The organism is Jeotgalicoccus nanhaiensis, from assembly GCF_015235105.1.
In the GTDB taxonomy this organism is placed as follows: domain Bacteria; phylum Bacillota; class Bacilli; order Staphylococcales; family Salinicoccaceae; genus Jeotgalicoccus; species Jeotgalicoccus nanhaiensis.
Genome location: NZ_JADGLW010000009.1, coordinates 17,708 through 37,782 on the forward strand (window position 1 = coordinate 17,708; position 20,075 = coordinate 37,782).

18 protein-coding genes and 3 tRNA genes are annotated in these 20,075 nt (G+C 44.3%); 3 read left to right on the forward strand and 18 right to left on the reverse strand.

Going from position 1 to position 20,075, the window contains the following annotated elements; genetic code table 11:
- Position 1: 1 nt before the first annotated feature.
- From rlmB to radA, 9 genes are all read right to left on the reverse strand, one after another.
- Positions 2-745 (reverse strand): 23S rRNA (guanosine(2251)-2'-O)-methyltransferase RlmB, encoded by a 744-nt coding sequence (gene rlmB, locus IR135_RS10170; protein WP_135099092.1) that lies wholly within the window; start codon positions 743-745, stop codon positions 2-4.
- The gene (locus tag IR135_RS10175) at positions 742-1,143 is read right to left on the reverse strand and encodes a Mini-ribonuclease 3 (RefSeq protein ID WP_135099094.1); all 402 of its coding nucleotides are present in this window, start codon (positions 1,141-1,143) and stop codon (positions 742-744) included. Before IR135_RS10175 ends, rlmB begins: the two co-directional genes overlap by 4 nt.
- Positions 1,136-2,530, reverse strand: a complete 1,395-nt coding sequence (gene cysS / locus IR135_RS10180; RefSeq protein WP_135099096.1) for a cysteine--tRNA ligase — start codon at positions 2,528-2,530, stop codon at positions 1,136-1,138. Before cysS ends, IR135_RS10175 begins: the two co-directional genes overlap by 8 nt.
- Positions 2,514-3,170 (reverse strand): serine O-acetyltransferase, encoded by a 657-nt coding sequence (cysE, locus tag IR135_RS10185; protein ID WP_115885270.1) that lies wholly within the window; start codon positions 3,168-3,170, stop codon positions 2,514-2,516. The genes cysS and cysE overlap by 17 nt, the downstream gene beginning before the upstream one ends.
- Before the next feature lie 246 nt (positions 3,171-3,416).
- Complete coding sequence (gene gltX, locus IR135_RS10190; RefSeq protein ID WP_167753411.1) at positions 3,417-4,871, reverse strand: glutamate--tRNA ligase; 1,455 nt, start codon at positions 4,869-4,871, stop codon at positions 3,417-3,419.
- Entirely contained in the window at positions 4,868-5,353 is a 486-nt protein-coding gene (ispF, locus tag IR135_RS10195; RefSeq protein WP_194194260.1) for a 2-C-methyl-D-erythritol 2,4-cyclodiphosphate synthase, read from the reverse strand. The genes gltX and ispF overlap by 4 nt, the downstream gene beginning before the upstream one ends.
- A gap of 4 nt (positions 5,354-5,357) precedes the next feature.
- Complete coding sequence (gene ispD, locus IR135_RS10200; protein ID WP_135099100.1) at positions 5,358-6,029, reverse strand: 2-C-methyl-D-erythritol 4-phosphate cytidylyltransferase; 672 nt, start codon at positions 6,027-6,029, stop codon at positions 5,358-5,360.
- Positions 6,026-7,084 carry a PIN/TRAM domain-containing protein gene (locus tag IR135_RS10205; protein ID WP_135099102.1) on the reverse strand — a complete coding sequence of 353 codons (1,059 nt, stop codon included), beginning with the start codon at positions 7,082-7,084 and terminating at the stop codon, positions 6,026-6,028. The genes ispD and IR135_RS10205 overlap by 4 nt, the downstream gene beginning before the upstream one ends.
- A 14-nt stretch (positions 7,085-7,098) precedes the next feature.
- On the reverse strand, positions 7,099-8,478 hold the full coding sequence (radA, locus tag IR135_RS10210; RefSeq protein WP_135099104.1) for a DNA repair protein RadA: 1,380 nt from the start codon (positions 8,476-8,478) through the stop codon (positions 7,099-7,101).
- A 212-nt stretch (positions 8,479-8,690) separates the two neighbouring features.
- On the opposite strand from radA, the gene IR135_RS10215 reads away from it, so the two are divergent.
- On the forward strand, positions 8,691-10,169 hold the full coding sequence (locus IR135_RS10215; RefSeq protein ID WP_135099106.1) for an anthranilate synthase component I family protein: 1,479 nt from the start codon (positions 8,691-8,693) through the stop codon (positions 10,167-10,169).
- Positions 10,170-10,221: 52 nt separating this feature from the next.
- On the opposite strand, the gene IR135_RS10220 is transcribed toward IR135_RS10215, so the two are convergent.
- Genes IR135_RS10220 through IR135_RS10235 form a run of 4 tightly spaced genes read right to left on the reverse strand, consistent with a single transcriptional unit; the run spans position 10,222 to position 14,659 of the window.
- Positions 10,222-12,669 (reverse strand): ATP-dependent Clp protease ATP-binding subunit, encoded by a 2,448-nt coding sequence (locus IR135_RS10220; RefSeq protein ID WP_135099108.1) that lies wholly within the window; start codon positions 12,667-12,669, stop codon positions 10,222-10,224.
- A 2-nt stretch (positions 12,670-12,671) separates the two neighbouring features.
- Complete coding sequence (locus IR135_RS10225; RefSeq protein ID WP_135099111.1) at positions 12,672-13,682, reverse strand: protein arginine kinase; 1,011 nt, start codon at positions 13,680-13,682, stop codon at positions 12,672-12,674.
- Complete coding sequence (locus IR135_RS10230) at positions 13,675-14,187, reverse strand: UvrB/UvrC motif-containing protein (RefSeq protein WP_135099113.1); 513 nt, start codon at positions 14,185-14,187, stop codon at positions 13,675-13,677. Before IR135_RS10230 ends, IR135_RS10225 begins: the two co-directional genes overlap by 8 nt.
- A 4-nt stretch (positions 14,188-14,191) precedes the next feature.
- Positions 14,192-14,659 (reverse strand): CtsR family transcriptional regulator, encoded by a 468-nt coding sequence (locus IR135_RS10235; protein WP_135099115.1) that lies wholly within the window; start codon positions 14,657-14,659, stop codon positions 14,192-14,194.
- Positions 14,660-14,874: 215 nt separating this feature from the next.
- Between IR135_RS10235 and IR135_RS10240 the strand changes: the two genes are divergently transcribed.
- A complete protein-coding gene (locus IR135_RS10240) occupies positions 14,875-16,086 on the forward strand; it encodes a NupC/NupG family nucleoside CNT transporter (RefSeq protein WP_135099117.1) in 1,212 nt (403 codons plus the stop codon).
- A 55-nt stretch (positions 16,087-16,141) separates the two neighbouring features.
- Here IR135_RS10240 and IR135_RS10245 read toward each other — a convergent pair whose 3' ends face one another.
- Positions 16,142-16,951, reverse strand: a complete 810-nt coding sequence (locus IR135_RS10245; RefSeq protein ID WP_135099119.1) for a ZIP family metal transporter — start codon at positions 16,949-16,951, stop codon at positions 16,142-16,144.
- A gap of 120 nt (positions 16,952-17,071) precedes the next feature.
- Here IR135_RS10245 and IR135_RS10250 point away from each other — a divergent pair, with 120 nt between their 5' ends.
- Positions 17,072-18,394: a MurT ligase domain-containing protein gene (locus tag IR135_RS10250; protein WP_135099121.1), complete on the forward strand. Its 1,323-nt coding sequence runs from the start codon at positions 17,072-17,074 to the stop codon at positions 18,392-18,394.
- A 114-nt stretch (positions 18,395-18,508) separates the two neighbouring features.
- On the opposite strand, the gene IR135_RS10255 is transcribed toward IR135_RS10250, so the two are convergent.
- From IR135_RS10255 to IR135_RS10270, 4 genes are all read right to left on the reverse strand, one after another.
- A tRNA-Ile gene (locus IR135_RS10255) sits at positions 18,509-18,582 on the reverse strand.
- Positions 18,583-18,600: 18 nt separating this feature from the next.
- Positions 18,601-18,675 (reverse strand) — tRNA-Gly (locus IR135_RS10260).
- Between the two features lie 29 nt (positions 18,676-18,704).
- Positions 18,705-18,780: transfer RNA gene (locus IR135_RS10265), tRNA-Val, on the reverse strand.
- Positions 18,781-18,938: 158 nt separating this feature from the next.
- Entirely contained in the window at positions 18,939-19,916 is a 978-nt protein-coding gene (locus IR135_RS10270) for a nuclease-related domain-containing protein (protein ID WP_135099123.1), read from the reverse strand.
- Positions 19,917-20,075 lie beyond the last annotated feature (159 nt).

Genomic DNA, 20,075 nt, shown 5'->3' on the forward strand with positions numbered 1-20,075 from the left:
ATTAATCACGTCCAGGCGGATTCTGCTGACGGTAAACTTCGTACATCAGCAAAGCCGCAGAAACCGAAGCATTCAGGCTCGTAATTTCTCCGGCCATCGGTATCTTAACTGTGAAATCGCATTTTTCCAAAGTTTTTTTACTGATGCCTTCACCTTCGCTGCCGACTACGAGCGCATTGCTGCCGGTCTTCGCATTCATCTCGCGGTAATCAAGCTTCCCGGTGCCGTCGCTGCCGATGACCCAGAAGTTGTTTTCCTTCAGCTTATCGATTGTCTGGTTGATGTTTGTCACCCTGACAACCGGCACATACTCTATTGCCCCGGTCGATGTTTTCGCTACTGTATCCGTCAGCTGCACCGAACGGCGTTTCGGAATAATGACCCCATCAAAACCTGCTGCATCGCAAGTCCTTAAAATTGAACCGAGATTATGAGGATCTTCCAGACCATCAAGAATAATAATATTAGCATTTTTACCTTCAATTTTTTCCAGCAGTTCTTCAAGCGGCATATACTCATGGGCGCTGACGAGTGCAACGATACCCTGGTGCCGTTCATCCGTCAGTCCGTCTATTTTATTTTTCGGCACCGCCGAGACGACGACACGCTTTTCTTTCGCCAGGTCCAGAATTTCTTTCAGCTGGCTTTTGTTTACAGTATCCTGCATATAAATCTTATTGATATCGCTGTCCGAACGCAGCAGCTCTTTCACTGCGTGACGTCCTGCTATAACCGAACTGCTCATTGTCCTTCACTCCCGTTTTTAATAATATGAGCCATCAGCTCTGTAATCCGCTGTTCATTCTCCGCCAGTGCGAGATGGCCAATCAGTGCTTCCAGCCCTGAAGCGTTCCGGTATTCTTTAATCGAAGCGTTTTTCGCCCGTGTCGCACTCGATTTATTGCGTGCTTTTCTGGCAATATCCCATTCTTCTTCACTCAGCACTCCCGTCCGTCTCAAAAAGTGCAGTGCATCTGCCTGCGCACGCGCACTGACAAGTTTATTCGCTTCCCGGTGCAGGGCATCGGGTTTTAAATAAGGTTTATTTCTTATTAAATGCTCGCGGATATGCACGGCATAAACTGCATCTCCTAAAAATGCGAGCGACAGCGACGGCACTGCGTCGATCTTAAAATTATCCACGCTTAAACCTCACGCCGTCTTTCGTGTCTTCTAAAACTATGCCTTCAGCTTTTAAACTGTCGCGGATTTCATCCGCCCGTGCAAAATCTTTGTTTTTCCGGGCTGCTTCCCGCTCTTCAATCAGTGTTTCAATTTCTTCGTCCAAAAGCAGTTCTTTTCTGTCGAGACTTACACCGAGAATTTCAGAATATGTTTCGAACACCTTCATAAATTTCTGAAGCACTTCTTTTGATGTCGACGGCTGGCGCAGATATTTGTTCAGTTCGCCCGTCAGTTCGTGCCAGGCCGTAATAGCATTCGCCGTATTGAAATCATCATCCATAAACGCTTCAAACTGCTTAAGGTTATCATCGATTGCAAGGAGCACTTTCTCATCGGCTTCCGTACCGACTGCTTTCTCCGCACGTTCAGCTGCCTGATGATAGCTGTCCTGGATGCGCATCAGACTGTTGCGCGCTGCATCCACAAGCTCGCGGTTATAATTAATCGGATTCCGGTAGTGAACGCTGATCATAAAGTAGCGGAGAACGTTCGGCTCGATTTCTTTAATAATATCGTGCACCAATATAAAATTACCGAGTGATTTCGACATTTTTGTATTATCGATATTGATATAGCCGTTGTGCATCCAGTAGTTTGCGAATGTTTCGTCCGTCATGCACTCACTCTGGGCAATCTCATTTTCATGATGCGGGAAGGTTAAATCCTGTCCGCCCGCGTGAATGTCGATTGTGTCGCCTAGATGCTCACGCGCCATTACGCTGCACTCGATATGCCAGCCCGGACGCCCGTTCCCCCACGGAGATTCCCAGTTGATTTCTCCATCCTTCGCCTCTTTCCATAAAGCGAAATCCAGAGGGTCCTGTTTCTTCTCTCCGGCATCGATGCGCGCACCTACCTTCAAATCATCCACTGACTGCTGGGACAGTTTGCCGTAACCGTCAAATGAACGTGTCTTAAAATACACATCTCCTGCCGATTCATAAGCATGACCTTTATCGATCAGCACTTTAATAAATTCAACTATATCCGGCATATGGTCCATTACCCTCGGGTGCACATCTGCTTTCTTCACATTGAGCGCGCCCGTATCTTCAAAGAACGCTTCGATAAAGCGCTCGGCAATTTCCGGCACAGTTTCTCCCAGTTCTTTCGAAGCTTTAATCAGTTTATCGTCTACATCTGTAAAGTTTGATACGTATTTTACTTCATATCCTTTATATTCCAAATAGCGGCGCACTGTATCAAAAGCAATCGCAGGACGCGCATTGCCGATATGAATATAGTTATACACAGTGGGACCGCAGACATACATGCTCACTTTGCCTTCTTCAAGCGGCTTAAAATCTTCTTTCCTTCTTGTAATTGTATTATATATGCGAACCATCTTTTACCTCATTTCCAACTTCTCTTCTGAAGTTATTAATTTCTTTTTCAAGTTCCAGCAGTTTCTCAAACAACGGATCCGGTAAATCCCGATGGTCAAAATTATTATGTTTTCTGACACGCTGTCCGTGCTGCTTTACAATATGACCTGGGATGCCGACAACTGTCGAGTGGGGCGGCACATTTTTTAAAACTACAGAGTTCGCTCCAACGTTCGATGATTCTCCGACGCGGATATTCCCGAGCACTTTCGCGCCTGCTGCAATCAGGACATTATCGTCGATATCCGGGTGGCGCTTATGATCTTCTTTACCCGTTCCGCCAAGTGTTACCCCCTGGTAAATCGTTACATCATTGCCGATATTGCATGTCTCGCCGATGACTACACCCATACCATGGTCGATAAACAGCCGTCTGCCGATGTTTGCGCCCGGATGAATTTCTGCGCCCGTCACAAAACGGCTCAGCTGCGAAATCACACGTGCCATTACTTTAAAATTCTTTTTATAAAACCAGTGCGCAATCAGATGCGCCCATACCGCGTGAATACCCGCATATGTAAAAAACACTTCTAAACGGTTTTTCGCTGCCGGGTCGAGTGCCAGTACCATGTCCAAATCTTCTTTCACTCTCTGAAACATCTTCGTCCTCCTAAAATCATAAAAATACGCCTCTGCCCGGTAATCGGACAGAGGCGCTTACGCACGGTTCCACTCTGCTTTGTCACTTTTAATATACAATTCGTTCAATATTAAAAGCGCAATTCTGCAAAACGCTTTGTTATCCTTTTCAGCAGACGGATAATCTCTTTGTGTCCAGCGGTTTGCATACTTAACTTTTAACACCTATATCATACGGCACACCGGATGTTATTTCAACAGTCCGGCTTAGATTAAACGCTGAATGCGCTCGAGCACTGCTTCTTTGCCGATTAATGAAATCGAATCCGGCAATTCTGGTCCTTTTGTTTCACCTGTTACTGCCACGCGGATCGGCATAAATAATTTCTTGCCTTTAATGCCTGTCTCTTTTTGGACAGCCTTGATTTCAGCTTTAATTCCTTCAGGTGAAAAGTCCTGAAGTTCTGTGAAATGTTTGTGGAGCGCCGTCATGAGTTCAGGAATATGTTCCTGGTCAAGTACTTCCTGTGCTTCTTCATCAAATTCCACATGATCTTTAAAGAATTGTTCCGACAGTTTTGTAATTTCCGCAGCGTAACTCATCTGCGGCTGATACAGCTGAACGAGCTTGCGCGCCCAATCGAGTTCCGCTTCGTCTGGATTTTCTGATACTCTGTCCGCTTCTTTCAGAAACGGCAGCGCCATTTCAAAAATTTCTTCAGAGTTTTTCTGTTTCATATACTGGTTGTTAATCCACATTAATTTCTGATTATCGAAAAATGCAGATGCTTTCGACAGTCTATTTTCATCGAAGTTCTCAATCAGTTCTTCTTTCGTAAAGATTTCCTCTTCACCTTCAGGCGACCAGCCGAGGAGCGCAATAAAGTTAAACATTGCATCCGGCAGATAGCCTAATTCTTCGTACTGTTCGATAAACTGAATAATTGAAGCATCGCGTTTTGACAGTTTTTTCTTCTCCGCATTAACAATTAAAGCTGTGTGGCCGAATTCCGGCAGCGGCAAATCGAGCAGTTCGTAAACCATCATTTGTTTCGGCGTGTTTGAAATATGGTCGTCTCCGCGGAGCACGTGGGTGATTTCCATTTCGTGGTCATCGATAACAACCGCAAAGTTGTAAGTCGGCACTCCGTCTTTTTTAACGATTACCCAGTCGCCGAAACCGTTCGAGTCAAAAGATACATCACCTTTAACCATATCGTTAAACGTATAAGTTTTGTCTTTGGGCACGCGGATACGTATCGCAGGTTCTCTGCCTTCAGCTTTGAACTGCTCTTCCTGTTCTCTTGTTAAGTTCGCATGCTTACCGCCGTACATTGGTGTCTGGCCGTTTTTCAGCTGTTCTTCTCTTTCAGCTTCCAGTTCTTCTGAAGTCATGTAGCAGCGGTAGGCAAGGTTATTATCCAGCAGCTGCTGAATGTACGGCGCGTAAATATCTCCGCGCTCCGACTGGCGGTAAGGGCCGTAGTCTCCGCCGACATCCACACTTTCATCCCATTCAATACCGAGCCACTTCAAGTAGTTAAGCTGAGAGTCTTCACCTTCGGCCACGTGTCTTGATTTGTCAGTATCTTCTATACGGATAACAAAGTCTCCGCCGTGATGGCGTGCGAATAAATAATTAAATAATGCTGCGCGCGCATTTCCTATGTGCAGGAATCCAGTCGGACTCGGTGCATATCTCACTCTTACTTTACTCATTATTTTGCCTCCTGTTTGTTAAGTAAGACTACCGCTTCACTTGCGATGCCTTCTTCTCTGCCTGTAAATCCTAATTTTTCCGATGTTGTCGCTTTAATATTAACATTTGATATATCCGTCTTCAAAAGTGCAGCCACATTTCCGCGTATATCATCAATATATCCTCTTAATTTCGGCCTTTCAGCAATAACCACAGCATCGATATTGCCGATTTCATAACCCTTTTCGTACATCATGGCAACCACTTCACCGAGCAGGACACCAGAATCTGCATCTTTAAATTTTTCATCTGTGTCCGGGAAAAATTTCCCGATATCGCCAAGAGCAAGTGCACCCAGTATTGAATCTGTAATCGTATGCAGCAGCACATCCGCATCAGAGTGCCCTTTTAAACCAAAATCATGGGGGATTTCCATGCCGCCTAAAATCAGCGGACGGGATGCATCAAATGCATGCACATCATAACCGTGACCGATCCTCATCATCTCACTACTTTCCTTTAAGAATCATATGCGCAAGCTGCAAATCTTCGCTTGTCGTTATTTTAATATTATCATAAGTCGATTCGACTAAATAGACTTCTTTACCCAGCGCTTCCACCATCATCGAGTCATCTGTCACTTCAAGCTTATTCTGTCTCGCATGCTCATACGCCTGTTTTAGAAGACTGCAGTCAAATGCCTGCGGAGTATGTACGGCAATCACTTCATCCCGCCTGAGCGTTTCTTTGACTTTACCGTCAACCACACGTTTCAGCGTGTCTTTTGTTTTCACACCGCAGATAGCCGCTCCGGTCTCTTTGACTTTTCTTTTCAGCCTTGAAAGCACATCATTCGTCAGAAACGGCCTCGCACCGTCGTGTACGAAGATGTAATCTGCATTCCGTACATTGACCAGCGCATTGTATATGCTGTCCTGCCGCTCCGCTCCACCCGCGTGAATACCTGAAACTTTATCAGAGTCAGAGAACAGTTCCTTCATAACAGCAGTTTCTTCTCTTCTTACTGCCAGGTGAATCGCCTCGCAGTCCGGGTCTTCTTCAAAATGTCTGACCGTATGTTTAATTACCGGCTCTCCGTTAATTTCAAGCAGTACTTTATTAAATCCGAGGCCCATACGGGTCCCGAGGCCCGCGGCCGGTATAATTACTGTATATTTCATTTATTTTTCTCCAGTTTCGCAAAAACGATTCGTCCCGAATTCGTCTGCAGCACACTCGTCACGATGACGGATACCATTTGATTAATTAAATTCTCTCCATGTTCCACAACGACCATCGTACCGTCTTCAAGATATCCGACACCCTGATTTTCTTCTTTTCCGGTTTTAGATACAAACAGTTCGAAAACATCACCCTGCACAACGACAGTTTTAATTGCGCCGCTCAGTTCATTGACATTAAGAACAGGGATGTCGTGCAGCTGGCATATTTTATTTAAGTTGTAATCCGTCGTTAAAATTGCACCTTTTTCTTTTTTCGCAATATCAATCAGCTGCTGATCGACATCGAGTTTATCATAAGACACCGGCTCAATGCGGACATTCCGGCTCTTCTCCTGCAGGGCATTAAGCATATCCAGTCCCCGCTGGCCTTTTTCCCGCTTAACAGGATCTGTCGCGTCCGCAATCAGCTGCAGCTCATCCAGCACAAATTGCGGGATGATAATCTCGCCTTCCAGAAAACCCGTTTCCACAACATCAATAATCCGTCCGTCTATAATGACACTTGTGTCGATAAACTTCTTCAGCGCTGCATGATTGCCTTCAGCTTTTGACTTGCCCGAAGATTTCGGAAAGAAGTCCAGCACTTCGCTGAATTTTCGGAGCCCGATCATAAATCCTAAATATCCGAGTACTACTGCAAAAATAATCGGTACGATTTCACCTATCAATGGAATATCCAGTGTATTGATTAAAAGAGAGATTAAGACAGCGATTACGAGTCCCAGCATCATTCCAAGCGTGGCAAAAACGATTTCAACCAGACTTCTTGAGAGCAGATAGCCTTCACTTTTTTTCAAAAATTTTTGTGCGTGCGACAGCGTCCAGCCAAATAATAAGAAAAATAACAAAACACCGAGCGTGCCGCTGATCAGTATGTTATTAAATATCCTCGGCATTTCGAACGGCAGAAGCATCTGCAGTTCCGGAAACAGCCATACACCTAATGAAATACCGATCAGTATATAAACAACATACAGTAAGTATTTGAGCATATTATCCCTCCTTTTTAATCTTTGTGCTGTGCATGTTTAATTGCCTGTTTTAATGTTTTAACTCCGATTGCTTCAATTCCTTCGGGGACATTCACCCCGCTTAAATTAGATGCGGGTACAATCGCGCGTTTGAAGCCGAGCTTGGCTGCTTCCTGCAGGCGCTGTTCTATCTTGGTAACCCGTCTTATTTCGCCGGTTAGTCCCACTTCCCCGATGAAACAGTCGTCCCCGCGCACCGCTATATTCTGGAAGCTCGATGCGATACTGATAATAACGCTTAAATCTACTGCAGGCTCATCGAGTTTCACTCCGCCCGCTACTTTAATATAAGCGTCATGCTGCTGCATCAGCAGCCCTTCCGATTTTTCAAGCACTGCCATTAAGAGCGACAGCCGGTTTGTATCTACACCGGTCGCCATGCGTCTCGGATTATGGAAGTGTGTCGGCGTGACCAGAGACTGCACTTCAACAAGCATTGCCCGCGTCCCTTCCATCGTTGCAACGATTGCCGACCCCGGAGCATTTTTGGAACGTTCTTCCAGAAAGATTTCCGATGGATTCAGCACTTCTTCCAGACCTTTTGCTTTCATTTCGAATATACCCATTTCGTTCGTCGAACCGAAACGGTTTTTAACAGCGCGCAGTATACGGTATGTGTGGTGCTGATCTCCTTCGAAATAAAGCACAGTATCTACCATGTGCTCAAGCAGTCTCGGCCCGGCAATCTGACCGTCTTTTGTTACATGTCCGACGATAAAGGTCGCAATGTTATTGCCTTTTGCAATGTTCATAATCGACTGCGTGCTTTCTCTTACCTGGGCAACACTGCCCGGTGCACTCGTTACATCCGGATGGAACACGGTCTGAATCGAGTCTATAATTAGAAAGTCGGGTTTTAACCTTTTAATTTCTTCATGAATATATAATAAGTTCGTTTCGCAAAAAACGGTCAAATCCGATGATGTCTCCGTAATACGGTCTGCCCGCATTTTAATCTGTTCAAGTGATTCCTCTCCGGAAACATAAAGCACATTATGATTTTCAGCTAAAATCAATGCCGTCTGCAGTAAAATTGTCGATTTCCCTATCCCGGGGTCACCGCCGATTAAAATGAGGGAGCCGTTTACGATACCGCCGCCGAGCACACGGTCGAATTCTCCGGAGCGCGTTGTCGTCCGCGGTGTATCCTGTTTTTTTATCGTTGTTAATTTAGTCGCGCGGGAACGGTCTTCAGAGGGTGTCTTCCCCAGAGTGCCGCGGCCCGGCGCAGATTCTTTATGCACTATTTTTTCTTCAAGCTGGTTCCATGCTCCGCAGTTCGGGCATTTACCCATCCACTTCGGCGTCTCATAGCCGCAGGCCATACATTCAAATGATACTTTTGCTTTTGCCATTCGTGTATATTCTCCCCCAATTATATTTACGTATTACTATTGTATTATTTATTTCAGCTTATTTAAAGACAGAAGCCTGTGAGATTAATGATATTGCAGAATATTGTTCGTTCCTTCACAAAATGTTTTCAGACTATTCCATCAGTACAGTTGCAAAACACTTTCAGCTTCTTTAAGATATGTTCATATTCTTAAAAAGAAAAGGAGATTCTATGCAGTCATTTAATGATTTTTCCAAAAGCGCCGGGTCGTACAAGACTTTGCCGCTGATTGAAAGTTTTTACACCGACGTACTCACACCGATTCATATGTTCAATGCCTTAAAAGACGACGCGCTGTATATTTTAGAAAGTCAGGACCCTGAATCAGAATGGTCGAATTATTCATTTATCGGCCTGGATCCTTTTATCGATATAAGTGAAGCGGAGAACGGTTTTCTTATGACCGACCTCGACACAGATAAAATGTTTACCTTCACTACTTTGCAGGAAGCACTTGATTATGCCGGAAATTATGTCGATGCATATACTGACAGCATTGACCTGCCGTTTAAAGGTGGCGCTGTCGGCTACATCAATTACGAGGCCGTGCAGGATCTCGCCGGCATCGAGCCGCGGAGTGTCGGCCGGCACGGTAATTATCAATTCGTTTTCACACGGACGCTGATTGCCTACGATCACCGCAAACAGCAGACTTCCATCATTTCATTTGAAAATCCCGAACGCTTTGAAAGTGTTAAAGATACATATAATACTTTGAAAACACGTATCCATTCATTAAAAAAACAGCTGCAAAATAATATTCAGCTCGAGGATTTAATGCTCTCAAGAAGACAGGCGGAAAATCCGCAACTGACTTTTACAAGCAATTATCAGGAAGCTGATTTCAAAAGCGATGTCGATGTGATAAAAAATTATATCTGCCGCGGCGAAATAGATCAGGCCGTACTTTCCCAGCGCTTTGATACAGTGACGCAATGTTCGGGATTTGAGCTGTACCGGATTTTAAGAAACATCAATCCGTCGCCCTACATGTTTTATTTAAATTTCTCTAACGCAGAGCTGATCGGCAGTTCTCCCGAACGCCAGCTGCAGGTTAAAGACAAGATACTTGAAATTCATCCGATTGCCGGCACGAGAAGACGCGGTGCGACGCCGCAGGAAGACGAAGCAATCGCACAGGAACTGCTCTCTGATGAAAAAGAAATTGCCGAACATAAAATGCTCGTCGAATTAGCTTTGGATGAGTTTCGTAAAGTGTCAGTGAAGGACAGCGTTGAAGTCAGCCGCTATATGACAATCGGCCGCTTCTCCGAAGTGATGCATATTATCAGCGTTGTTAATGGAACCCTCCGAAACGATGTCTCACCGATTGAAGCTTTCTTCAATTCATTTCCGGCAGGCACGCTGACCGGTGCGCCGAAAACACGCGCCATGGAAATCATCCGCGAGCTCGAACCCGACAGCCGGGGTTTGTACGGCGGATGTATTCTGTATTACGGTTTCGACGGCAATATGGATTCATGCATTACGATACGGACAATGATTTTGGAAGACAATATAGTCAGCGTCCAGGCCGGCGCCGGTGTTGTTGCCGATTCCACTCCGGAAGGCGAATACCAGGAAACCGTCAACAAGGCGAGTGCGCTGTTCAACGCGATTAATCTTGCAGAAGAAGTTTTCCATTCTTAATTTATGTAAGTAAAACCCCAATCCTCAATTTCTTGAGCGATTGGGGTTTCTTTTATGGTTGTTCGACTGTATCAGCCGCTCTGTCTTTAGTCTCTACGGTAAATTCATCATTTTTATAATCTACTGTAACCAGTTTGTTTTCAAAGCTTTCACCGCTAAGCAGCGATTCACTGAGCGTATCCTCAATATTCTTCTGAATACTTCTCGCAAGCGGGCGCGCTCCGTATTCCGGATCGTAGCCTTCTTCTGCGATGCGTTCAGTCGCTTTTTCTGTCACTTCAATGTGAATGTTCTGATCGGACAGACGTTCGCGCAGCTGGTCAATCATCAGACTGACAATTTCTTTAAGATGCTCTTTCTCCAGTTTATGGAACACGATGATGTCGTCTACCCTATTAATAAATTCAGGTCTGAAAGTATTCTTAAGCTCTTTCATCATTGTGCTGCGTACATTTTCGTAACTTTCTGCAGCCGCTCCGCCGAAACCGACGAATCTCTGATCCTGAAGTTCACGTGCACCCACGTTTGATGTCATTACGATAATCGTGTTGCGGAAGTCGACTGTTCGGCCGTTGGAATCTGTCAGGCGGCCGTCATCCAGTACCTGAAGCAGCATATTGAAAACGTCAGGGTGCGCTTTTTCTATCTCGTCAAACAGTACAAGAGAGTATGGCTTTCTTCTCACTTTCTCCGTCAGCTGACCGCCGTCATCATAGCCGACATAACCCGGAGGTGAACCGACGAGCCGTGACACCGAGTGTTTCTCCATATACTCACTCATGTCTACCCGGATCATTGCATCTTCCTCGCCGAACATCGTTTCGCTGAGCGCTCGGGCAAGTTCTGTCTTCCCGACACCTGTCGGTCCGAGGAAGATAAAGCTGCCGATAGGACGTTTAGGATTTTTAAGTCCTGCCCGCGCCCGTCTGACTGCTTTTGAAATAGATGTGACTGCATCGTTCTGACCGATGACACGTTCGTGTAAAATCGATTCAAGATTTAACAGTCTGTCCGATTCATCTTCTGCTATTTTAGCAAGCGGAATACCTGTAATACCTGCAACGACAAGTTCAATATCCGCCGGTGTTACCGACTGAGACGAGTCACCCTGCTCTTTTTTCCAGTTTTCCTCGCATTCTTTCACCTGGCGTTCGATTTTCGTCTGCTGATCGCGGTAATTCGCCGCCGCTTCAAATTCCTGGCTCTGCACTGCCGCATCTTTTTCTTTTTTCACAGTTTCAAGCTCTGTTTCGAGATCCTTTAAGTCGGGCGGCGCCGCATAGCTTCTTAATCTGACTTTGGAAGAAGCTTCATCGATTAAATCGATGGCTTTATCCGGCAGGAAGCGGTCCTGAATGTAACGGTCACTCATGCGTACTGCCGCTTCAAGCGCTTCATCTGTAATTGTCAGACGGTGGTGCGCTTCATATCGGTCGCGCAATCCTTTCAGAATAAGCACTGCATCGTCAGCATTCGGTTCATCAACCATTACAGGCTGGAAACGGCGTTCGAGCGCTGCATCTTTTTCAATGTGCTTGCGGAACTCATCGAGAGTTGTCGCACCGATACACTGCAGTTCACCGCGGGCCAGTGCTGGTTTCAGAATGTTTGAGGCGTCAATCGCACCTTCTGCACCGCCGGCGCCGATCAGTGTGTGCAACTCATCAATAAAGAGCACGACGTTACCCGCTTTATGAATTTCATCCATTACTTTTTTCATACGTTCTTCAAATTCACCGCGGTATTTAGTTCCCGCAACAACTGTACCCATATCAAGTGACATCACTCGTTTGCCTTTTAAGTTCTCAGGGATTTCATTGTTGATAATAGCCTGAGCCAGTCCTTCTGCAATCGCAGTTTTACCTACGCCGGGCTCACCGATTAAGACCGGGTTGTTTTTCGTTCTGCGGCTCAGTATTTCCACTACACGCGTAATTTCGTCCGCACGGCCGATAACCGGGTCGAGACGCTCTTCTCTCGCAATCTGCGTTAAATCACGGGCCAGCGAATCGAGCGTCGGCGTGTTCGTATCTTTTTCGACGCTGCTGTGCGACTGGAATGATTCGGGATTGCCGAGCATTTTAATAACAGCTGCCCGCGCTTTTGTAATGTTTAAATCCAGATTTGCCAGTACGCGTGCTGCAACACCCTCGCTTTCACGAATTAAACCGAGCAGCAGGTGTTCTGTACCGACAAAATTATGATGCAGTTTGCGGGCTTCATCCATAGACAGCTCGATAACCTTTTTAGCACGCGGTGTATAGTGTATCGAAGACGCTTTTTCTGTCCCCGTATTAATCAAATTATGAACTTCTTCATTAACCCGCTGTTCATCAATATTAAATGAGGCAAGAACTTTCGCTGCGATGCCTTCCCGTTCTTTGACCAGGCCGAGCAGCAGATGCTCCGTACCGATATTAGAATTTTTTAAGGTGATTGCTTCTTCCTGTGCATACGCCAGTACTTTCTGGGCACGCTCTGTTAGTTTACCAAACAGCATGTTTATTTCCCTCCTAGTAATTCACGCATTAAGGCTGCCCGCGCACTTTCCGCGGCAATACCAGGTGAATCGTATTCTTCTGTATTTACACGTTCTTTCACAAAGGCCGGCTGTATAAGCTGAAACCATTCTTGAAAATTAAAATTTTCAAGTTCAATATACGATAGATCAAGACCGAGTTTCACATTGCTTAAATGCATCGACGCTTCTTTTAAAGACAGCTTGTAAGCATGCTGCAGAATGCCGAGTGAACGGTTAACTGCATCCAGTGTATCAAGTGTCATTAAATGCTGTCTTGCCATACGTTCTTCTTCGATTAAGCGATTCTTCAGCTCACTCAAATTATTAATAATGACTCTTTCTTCGAAGCCGAGTGTTACCTGATTAGAAAGCTGGTAGACGGAACCCAGCGGTTCTGAGCCTTCCCCGTATATACCACGCAGGGTAAATCCGAAACGTGTCAGGTTATTATGAAAACGCTGAATTTTATTCGTCGCCGCGAGCGCCGGCAGATGCAGCATAACAGACGCTCTCATGCCGGTACCGATATTGGTCGGACACGCTGTTAAATAACCGTACTGTTCATCAAATGCATATTCTATCTTTTCTTCCAATGTATCATCAACTGCTCCCGCTTTATCATAAAGCGCCTCGAGAGTAGTATTTGTACCCAGCGCCTGTATGCGGATGTGATCTTCCTCGCCGAGCATAATCGAAATATCTTCATCACCGTTAATAAATACACGAGTACCGCGTTTCGCAAAATTGGGGCTGATTAAATGTTTTTCAACAAGCAGCGCTCTGTCTTGCACAGACAAACCGTCGAGAGAGGCCAGGCTGTAACCGGGCAACATTTTTGACACCAGTCCTCCGAGTGCTTCGAGATCTTCATCATCTTCCAGCATATGGGTGAACGGTACGCCTTTAATATTGCGGGCGAGACGGATTCTGGATGACATTTCTATTTCTGTATTTACCGCATCACGAATCCACGTACTTGTATGTCTATTCATGCGCCCCACCATCCTTCAGTTCCTGTATCTGATCGCGGATGACCGCTGCTTCTTCAAAAGCCTGTGTTTTCACTTTTTCCTGCAGTGTTCTTTCAAGCGTTTCGATATCGCGTTTCAACTTTAAAGTATCGTGCGCCTGCGACGGTATTTTCCCGATATGACGCTGCTGGTTGAGCTGTACACGTGTAACGATTTCCGGCACATGGCGTTCGAAATACTCGTAGCAGTGGCTGCATCCGAATAAACCGTTCTTCACAATACTTTGCAGCGTCGCACCGCAGGTCGGACAGGCATGCTCTTCTGTGTCTGTCTGATCACGCTTTGAATTACCGGCAAGCATTTTTAACAGCGTTTGAATATCAAACGGATTATCCGTCTGGTTATAATTTATATCCATCGATTGATTGGCGCATTGTTCACACAAATACTGCTCCTGGTGAGTGAGCCCCGAACCTTTCGAAATATGAATTGCCGCTTCACGCTCGTTGCATATTTCACATTTCATATCATCACTCCTTAGCATAGAGTATAGCTGTAATTATACGGCGTAAAATTTTTGCTCTTAAAATATCTCTGTAAGGCAGCTCAAGCGATAAAATTTCGCGTTTCATTACTGCATCTATAATTTGCGCTTCTCTGTAAGTAATCACTTCGTTTTCATACATAGACTGAACCAGATGTTCTGCATTTAACTGAGAAATGTTTTCCCCGATTAAATTCTGAAGATGTGCAAGGTACTCAGTTTCAGAATGCACCTCCACCTTGGTGATTCTTATGTAGCCGCCCCCGCCGCGTTTACTTTCCACTACATATCCGTGTTCGTTTGTAAAACGGGTTTTTATGACATAGTTTAACTGCGAGGGTACACAATCAAATTTTTCAGCGATGTGCGCGCGTTTAATCTCAACGGCTTCATTGCCAGACTGTTCAATCATATCTTTTAAATACTGCTCAATAATATCCGACATGTTACGCATATCATCACTCCTTCTGACCAACTTTGACTAAAGTATACAGGCTGTGCGTTTTTTTGGCAAATCTCTTGTTTATATTTTTAGAAATACCTTTCTTTCTGCAAACGTTTGCATTATAATAATTCGGTATCGCGTTTACGCGGCATTTACTTTATAATAAAATAGAAACATATACATAGAGTAAAATTTCATCTATCAATTTTTTGGAGGCTTTCATTATGAGTATTGTAATGGGAATAGTCGGTATACTATTCACCATCTTCCTGGCCTGGATTGCAAGTAGCAACCGCAAACTTGCGTTTAAGCACTGGAAAAACATTTTAGTATTACTTGTGCTGCAACTGCTTGCTGCATTCTTATTCTTGAGCACTACAGGCGGGCAGACGTTTATTCTGTGGCTGGCAAACGCGTTCGATAAATTACTGGGCTTCGCAAGAGAAGGCGGATTATTTGTTTTTGGCGACTTAATGACCAACAGCGAGGGCGAAGCGGTAGATGTATTCTTATTTAACGTTTTAGTGCCTATCATCTTCATTTCTGCGATTATTGGTATTTTATCATTTACGAGAATTCTGCCGTTCGTTATTAAAGGTATCGGTTTCCTTTTGACAAAAATTACAGGTATGCCTTACATAGAGTCGTACAATGGTGCAGCATCAATGATGCTTGGCCAGTCGGAAGTTTTTGTTTCTCTTAAAAACCAGCTACCTAAAATGACGACACAGCGTCTGTATACACTGTCGGCACAGGCAATGAGTTCAATCTCACTGTCAATCGTCGGCGCATTCTTTACAATGCTTGATCCGCAATACGTTATTATTGCTATTGTACTGAATCTGTTCGGAGTTTACATCATCGTGCATATCATCAACCCTTACGAAGAAGAAGTCGTTGACGGCGATGTTGAAATTTCAACAAACCCGGAAAAAGGAAAATCTTTCTTCCAGGTTCTTGGAGACTATATCATCGACGGCGGAAAAATTGTTCTTGTCGTAGGTGCAATGCTTATCGGGTTTATCGCCCTGATTGGTCTGTTAAACAATCTGTTCCTGTTAATTCCGGGTTCTAACTTATCATTCCAGGACATTCTCGGCTATATCTTCATGCCGATAGCATTCATGATGGGTATTCCATGGGCGGAAGCTCAGACTGCCGGTTCACTGATGGCGACAAAACTTATTACAAATGAATTCGTAGCTATTCTGGAATTCGTTCCGCTGGCAGAAACATTATCCGAGAAAACACAGGCAATGCTTTCAGTATTCCTGATATCATTCGCTAACTTCGGAAGTATCGGTATTATTGCCGGTTCTGTAAAAGGTCTTCACAACGAAAGCGGAGACAAAGTGGCGAAATTCGGTCTTAAACTAGTTTACGGTGCAACTCTTGTATCAATCCTGAGTTCTGTAATGATCGGATTCTTCTACTAAAATTTTAAATTATTAATAAAAAAACTCCGGAGGACAAATCCTCCGGAGTTTTTTTCTATCCTAAAGCGACATCCAGCACCATCATAATCACAAAACCGATCATAAAGGCAAATACTGCCACATCGGAATGACCATTTTTCTGCGTACTCGGGATAACTTCTTCGACGACGACAAATATCATCGCTCCGGCACCTGCAGCAAGTGCATAAGGCAGCACAGGTTCCATGAAACCGATTAAAAGTACACCAACCAGTGCAGCCATCGGTTCGACAATCGCGGACATCCAGCCCCAGAAAAACGCCCGTCTTCTGCTTGCTCCATCTCCTCTGAGAGGCATGGACACCGCAGTCCCTTCCGGGATATTCTGCAGTCCGATACCGATTGCCAATGTCAATGCGCTCAGCACCATAACCGGATCGTCACTTAAACCTGCTGCACCGAACAAAATACCGATAGACAGCCCTTCCGGGATGTTGTGCAGTGTGAGCGAAGTAATAAGCAGCGTACTGCGTCTCGAAGTTTTATAAGGCAATCCTTCCGCCATGTCATCACCGCGGTGACGGTGAGGTATCAGTTTATCGAATAAGTATATAAACAGCGCTCCGCCGAGAACGCCGACCAAGGCCGGGAACCATTCTCCAATCGGATTATCAGCGCTTGCTTCAATAGCCGGAGCAAGGAGCGACCAGAAGCTCGCCGCTATCATAATACCCCCGGCAAAGCCGAGTGTTATATTTAAAAAGTTTTCACTTACACCTTTTGTCAGGAATACAATTGCTGCACCGAGACCCGTCATGCTCCACGTAAATAAAGTGGCGAGCAACGCCTGCTGCCATGCTTCCAGACTCATAAAGAAATCTAACATGTTTACTCTCCTCAGTGATTAATATTGTTTATTATAACCCTTTTCAAAAAATTATAGTACCTAATAATACGGAATGTTATAATTGATACCCGAAGTCTAAAGTTAAAGGAGCGTATATGAATGTCACTCAAGTCCACTATAGCTAAGAACGCAGGTAAAATTACTCGTTATTTACTGACAAAGTTTACAAACGGAGGCAGCAGTCTGCCCGGTAAAATCGCTCTTTCCATCGATAAAAACCTGCTTCGCAACCTCGCAAAAAATTACGATGTTATCGTGATTACAGGAACAAACGGCAAAACTTTGACGACAACTCTGACAACAAATGTGCTGTCTAAAAAATACAAAAACATAATTACCAATCGTACAGGTTCTAATATGAAGCAGGGCATTGTCGGCGCTTTTCTGAATGCGCCCCGTTCTACAAAAGGTGCCATTGCGGTTCTCGAGGTAGACGAAGGATCTTTAAAAAATGTCGTTTCAGAACTTCAGCCTAAATTATTTGTACATACGAATATCTTCAGCGATCAGCTCGACCGTTACGGCACGACAGGTAAAATATATGACCTGCTGACCGATGCAGCCCGCGAAGTGCCGGATGCAGCTATTATTGCTAACGGTGATCTGCCTCTGTTCAACTCGCAGACCCTGCCTAATCCGCAGAAGTTCTTCGGATTTGACACAGATATCGAATCAGGCGACAAAACTAAAGAAGATGCGCAATGTCCGAAATGCAGCCACACTTTAGAGTACCATCATTACACGTATGCCAACCTCGGTGACTACTACTGCCCGTCATGCGGTTTCAAACGTCCCGAACTCGATTACAAAGTCACAAGTGTACAGGAATTGAATGTTACACATTCAACATTCCAGCTGGATAATGATACGTACACGCTGCACAATGCAGGAATCTACAATATCTACAATGCTCTCGCTGCATACAGCGCCGGCAGATTCTTCGATGTATCACCGCCGGATATTAAAGATGCATTTCTGACGAACGAGCGCGTTTTCGGCCGTCAGGAAGTCATTATCGCCTATGATAAAAAGATTATCCTTAACGTCGTGAAAAACCCTGTCGGACTCAATCAGGTGCTGAATCTTGTTAAACTTGAAAAAGAGCCGTTTACGCTTGTCGCCCTGCTTAACAACCGTCCTGCGGACGGCGTCGATCTGAAATGGCTTGAAGATACAAACTTTGAATCGCTGGCCGATCTCGATATCGAGAAGATTATTACCGGAGGTATCGCAGTTGATACAATGACTGACCGTCTTGTTACAGCTGGCTTCGAAAGAGAAAATATCGATGCGGCAGGCAGCCTTGAGAGTGTAATTAAGTCAATTGAAAATGCACCGACAACACAGATCCATATGCTTGCAACATATACTGCAATGCTTGAAATCCGTAAAGCTCTTATAGAAAAAGGACATATAAAATAGAATTGCCCTTAGCTGCACAAGTTAAACCTGGTGCAGCTTTTTTGTGGAGAATTTACGGATAAAACAAAAAATCACTTTCGGCTGCTATAGCCGAAAGTGATTATCTATTGTAAGTGGGCCTAGGTGGACTCGAACCACCGACCTCACGCTTATCAGGCGTGCGCTCTAACCAACTGAGCTATAGGCCCTTATGTATAAACAAAAAATGGAGCGGAAGACGGGATTCAAACCCGCGACCCCCACCTTGGCAAGGTGATGTTCTATCACTGAACTACTTCCGCATGTAATAAGTATAAAATTAAGTTTTGAATGGTGGAGAATGACGGGTTCGAACCGCCGACCCTCTGCTTGTAAGGCAGATGCTCTCCCAGCTGAGCTAATTCTCCTGAAGCAGAATCAAACTAATATATATTATATAGATTTTACGTAAAAATGTCAATAGATTTTTACAGAAAATTAATAAAATGCGGTATAGTCAGGAAGATTATTATATACTCCGCAATGATTGTGGCTCATTGCGGAGCAAGCGGCCAAATCAGGTACTTCACGATTCAATTTTATCCTTATACCGCTGATTCTGTTTTATTTCTGCAATCGGCTCCTCCCAATCATAATATTTAAAGGTATATGTCGTCTTTTTACCCATCAAATTAGTATGACAATACTTTTTAAGAAAACGATAAACAACATCTTCTGAAATTTGATTGTCAATTAAATGGAGTATCGACTGTTTAGTTATAGGCTGATTGTAAAACAAAAACTTATGATCGCTCATCGCGCGGAGCAGATGTGTTTCATTGCTCTCGATAGCCCCGCACGATGCGCATGCGAATTGGAAACGTCCCTTTCTCAAGTCAAAGCTTTCGCATTTACCGCAGTATAAACCGCGCTGCAGTCTTGAAAGGTCCGCTTTTTCTTCAAAATAAGGATTTTCTGCTATCGCATTTTTAATGTGTCTCACGATACTTTTAGCTTTGTCACTGATACGGTCGTCTTTAAATTGCCTGAAGTAATTTCTCAACTGGTTCCGAATAACTGTTTCGCTCCAAATATAATCGCTTTCGGTAGTTAATCTAAAGTCGTCTCCTGTAAATATTACAGCGCCTTCCACATTAAAATGTAAACCCGCTTCATCTCTCAGCTGAATAATTTTGCCTTTGGCCCGGCTCAGCTGGATATGCGCATTATCTTTCAGCTGTTTACCATTGCGATACCAGGTGTTATTTTCATAATGGTAATCTCCGGAATAGTTTTTAATTTCATTAACTGCTACACGGTCCATGCTGATAACAATACTGTCAAACTGTGTAATCGACTTTCCTGCTTTTAAATACAGATTTCTTAAAATATAAACACTTTCATGTCCAATTTCATCGAGTATTTTATCGTACAGACATTCTCCGTCAAAACCTTTCTGAATGTTATACAAATTACGTCTTTCTTCAAAATCTAATTCCGTTCTCTTTTCCAGCGCTTTATAGTATAAAAATTCCGGTGACATAAGACGCTTGTTTAAAAACATTCCATCTCCTCCTAAAATAAGTTTTCTCTCCTTATATAATAGGCGAAAATAAAAGGTTGTCTCTCAAAAATCCAACGAGATACAAAAATAGTAAAACTGCTAAATATTCCGCACAATAAAGCAAAAAAACACCGCAATCCTGTAGGGAGAGCGGTGTTT

What these genes read in the sequence shown, in the direction of transcription:
- rlmB (WP_135099092.1), bottom strand. Translation starts at nt 745, where the DNA reads ATGAGCAGTTCGGTTATAGCAGGACGTCACGCAGTGAAAGAGCTGCTG.
- cysS (WP_135099096.1), bottom strand. Translation starts at nt 2,530, where the DNA reads ATGGTTCGCATATATAATACAATTACAAGAAGGAAAGAAGATTTTAAG.
- cysE (WP_115885270.1), bottom strand. Translation starts at nt 3,170, where the DNA reads ATGTTTCAGAGAGTGAAAGAAGATTTGGACATGGTACTGGCACTCGAC.
- ispF (WP_194194260.1), bottom strand. Translation starts at nt 5,353, where the DNA reads ATGATGAGGATCGGTCACGGTTATGATGTGCATGCATTTGATGCATCC.
- ispD (WP_135099100.1), bottom strand. Translation starts at nt 6,029, where the DNA reads ATGAAATATACAGTAATTATACCGGCCGCGGGCCTCGGGACCCGTATG.
- IR135_RS10205 (WP_135099102.1), bottom strand. Translation starts at nt 7,084, where the DNA reads ATGCTCAAATACTTACTGTATGTTGTTTATATACTGATCGGTATTTCA.
- radA (WP_135099104.1), bottom strand. Translation starts at nt 8,478, where the DNA reads ATGGCAAAAGCAAAAGTATCATTTGAATGTATGGCCTGCGGCTATGAG.
- IR135_RS10215 (WP_135099106.1), top strand. Translation starts at nt 8,691, where the DNA reads ATGCAGTCATTTAATGATTTTTCCAAAAGCGCCGGGTCGTACAAGACT.
- IR135_RS10220 (WP_135099108.1), bottom strand. Translation starts at nt 12,669, where the DNA reads ATGCTGTTTGGTAAACTAACAGAGCGTGCCCAGAAAGTACTGGCGTAT.
- IR135_RS10225 (WP_135099111.1), bottom strand. Translation starts at nt 13,682, where the DNA reads ATGAATAGACATACAAGTACGTGGATTCGTGATGCGGTAAATACAGAA.
- IR135_RS10230 (WP_135099113.1), bottom strand. Translation starts at nt 14,187, where the DNA reads ATGAAATGTGAAATATGCAACGAGCGTGAAGCGGCAATTCATATTTCG.
- IR135_RS10235 (WP_135099115.1), bottom strand. Translation starts at nt 14,659, where the DNA reads ATGCGTAACATGTCGGATATTATTGAGCAGTATTTAAAAGATATGATT.
- IR135_RS10240 (WP_135099117.1), top strand. Translation starts at nt 14,875, where the DNA reads ATGAGTATTGTAATGGGAATAGTCGGTATACTATTCACCATCTTCCTG.
- IR135_RS10245 (WP_135099119.1), bottom strand. Translation starts at nt 16,951, where the DNA reads ATGTTAGATTTCTTTATGAGTCTGGAAGCATGGCAGCAGGCGTTGCTC.
- IR135_RS10250 (WP_135099121.1), top strand. Translation starts at nt 17,072, where the DNA reads ATGTCACTCAAGTCCACTATAGCTAAGAACGCAGGTAAAATTACTCGT.
- IR135_RS10270 (WP_135099123.1), bottom strand. Translation starts at nt 19,916, where the DNA reads ATGTTTTTAAACAAGCGTCTTATGTCACCGGAATTTTTATACTATAAA.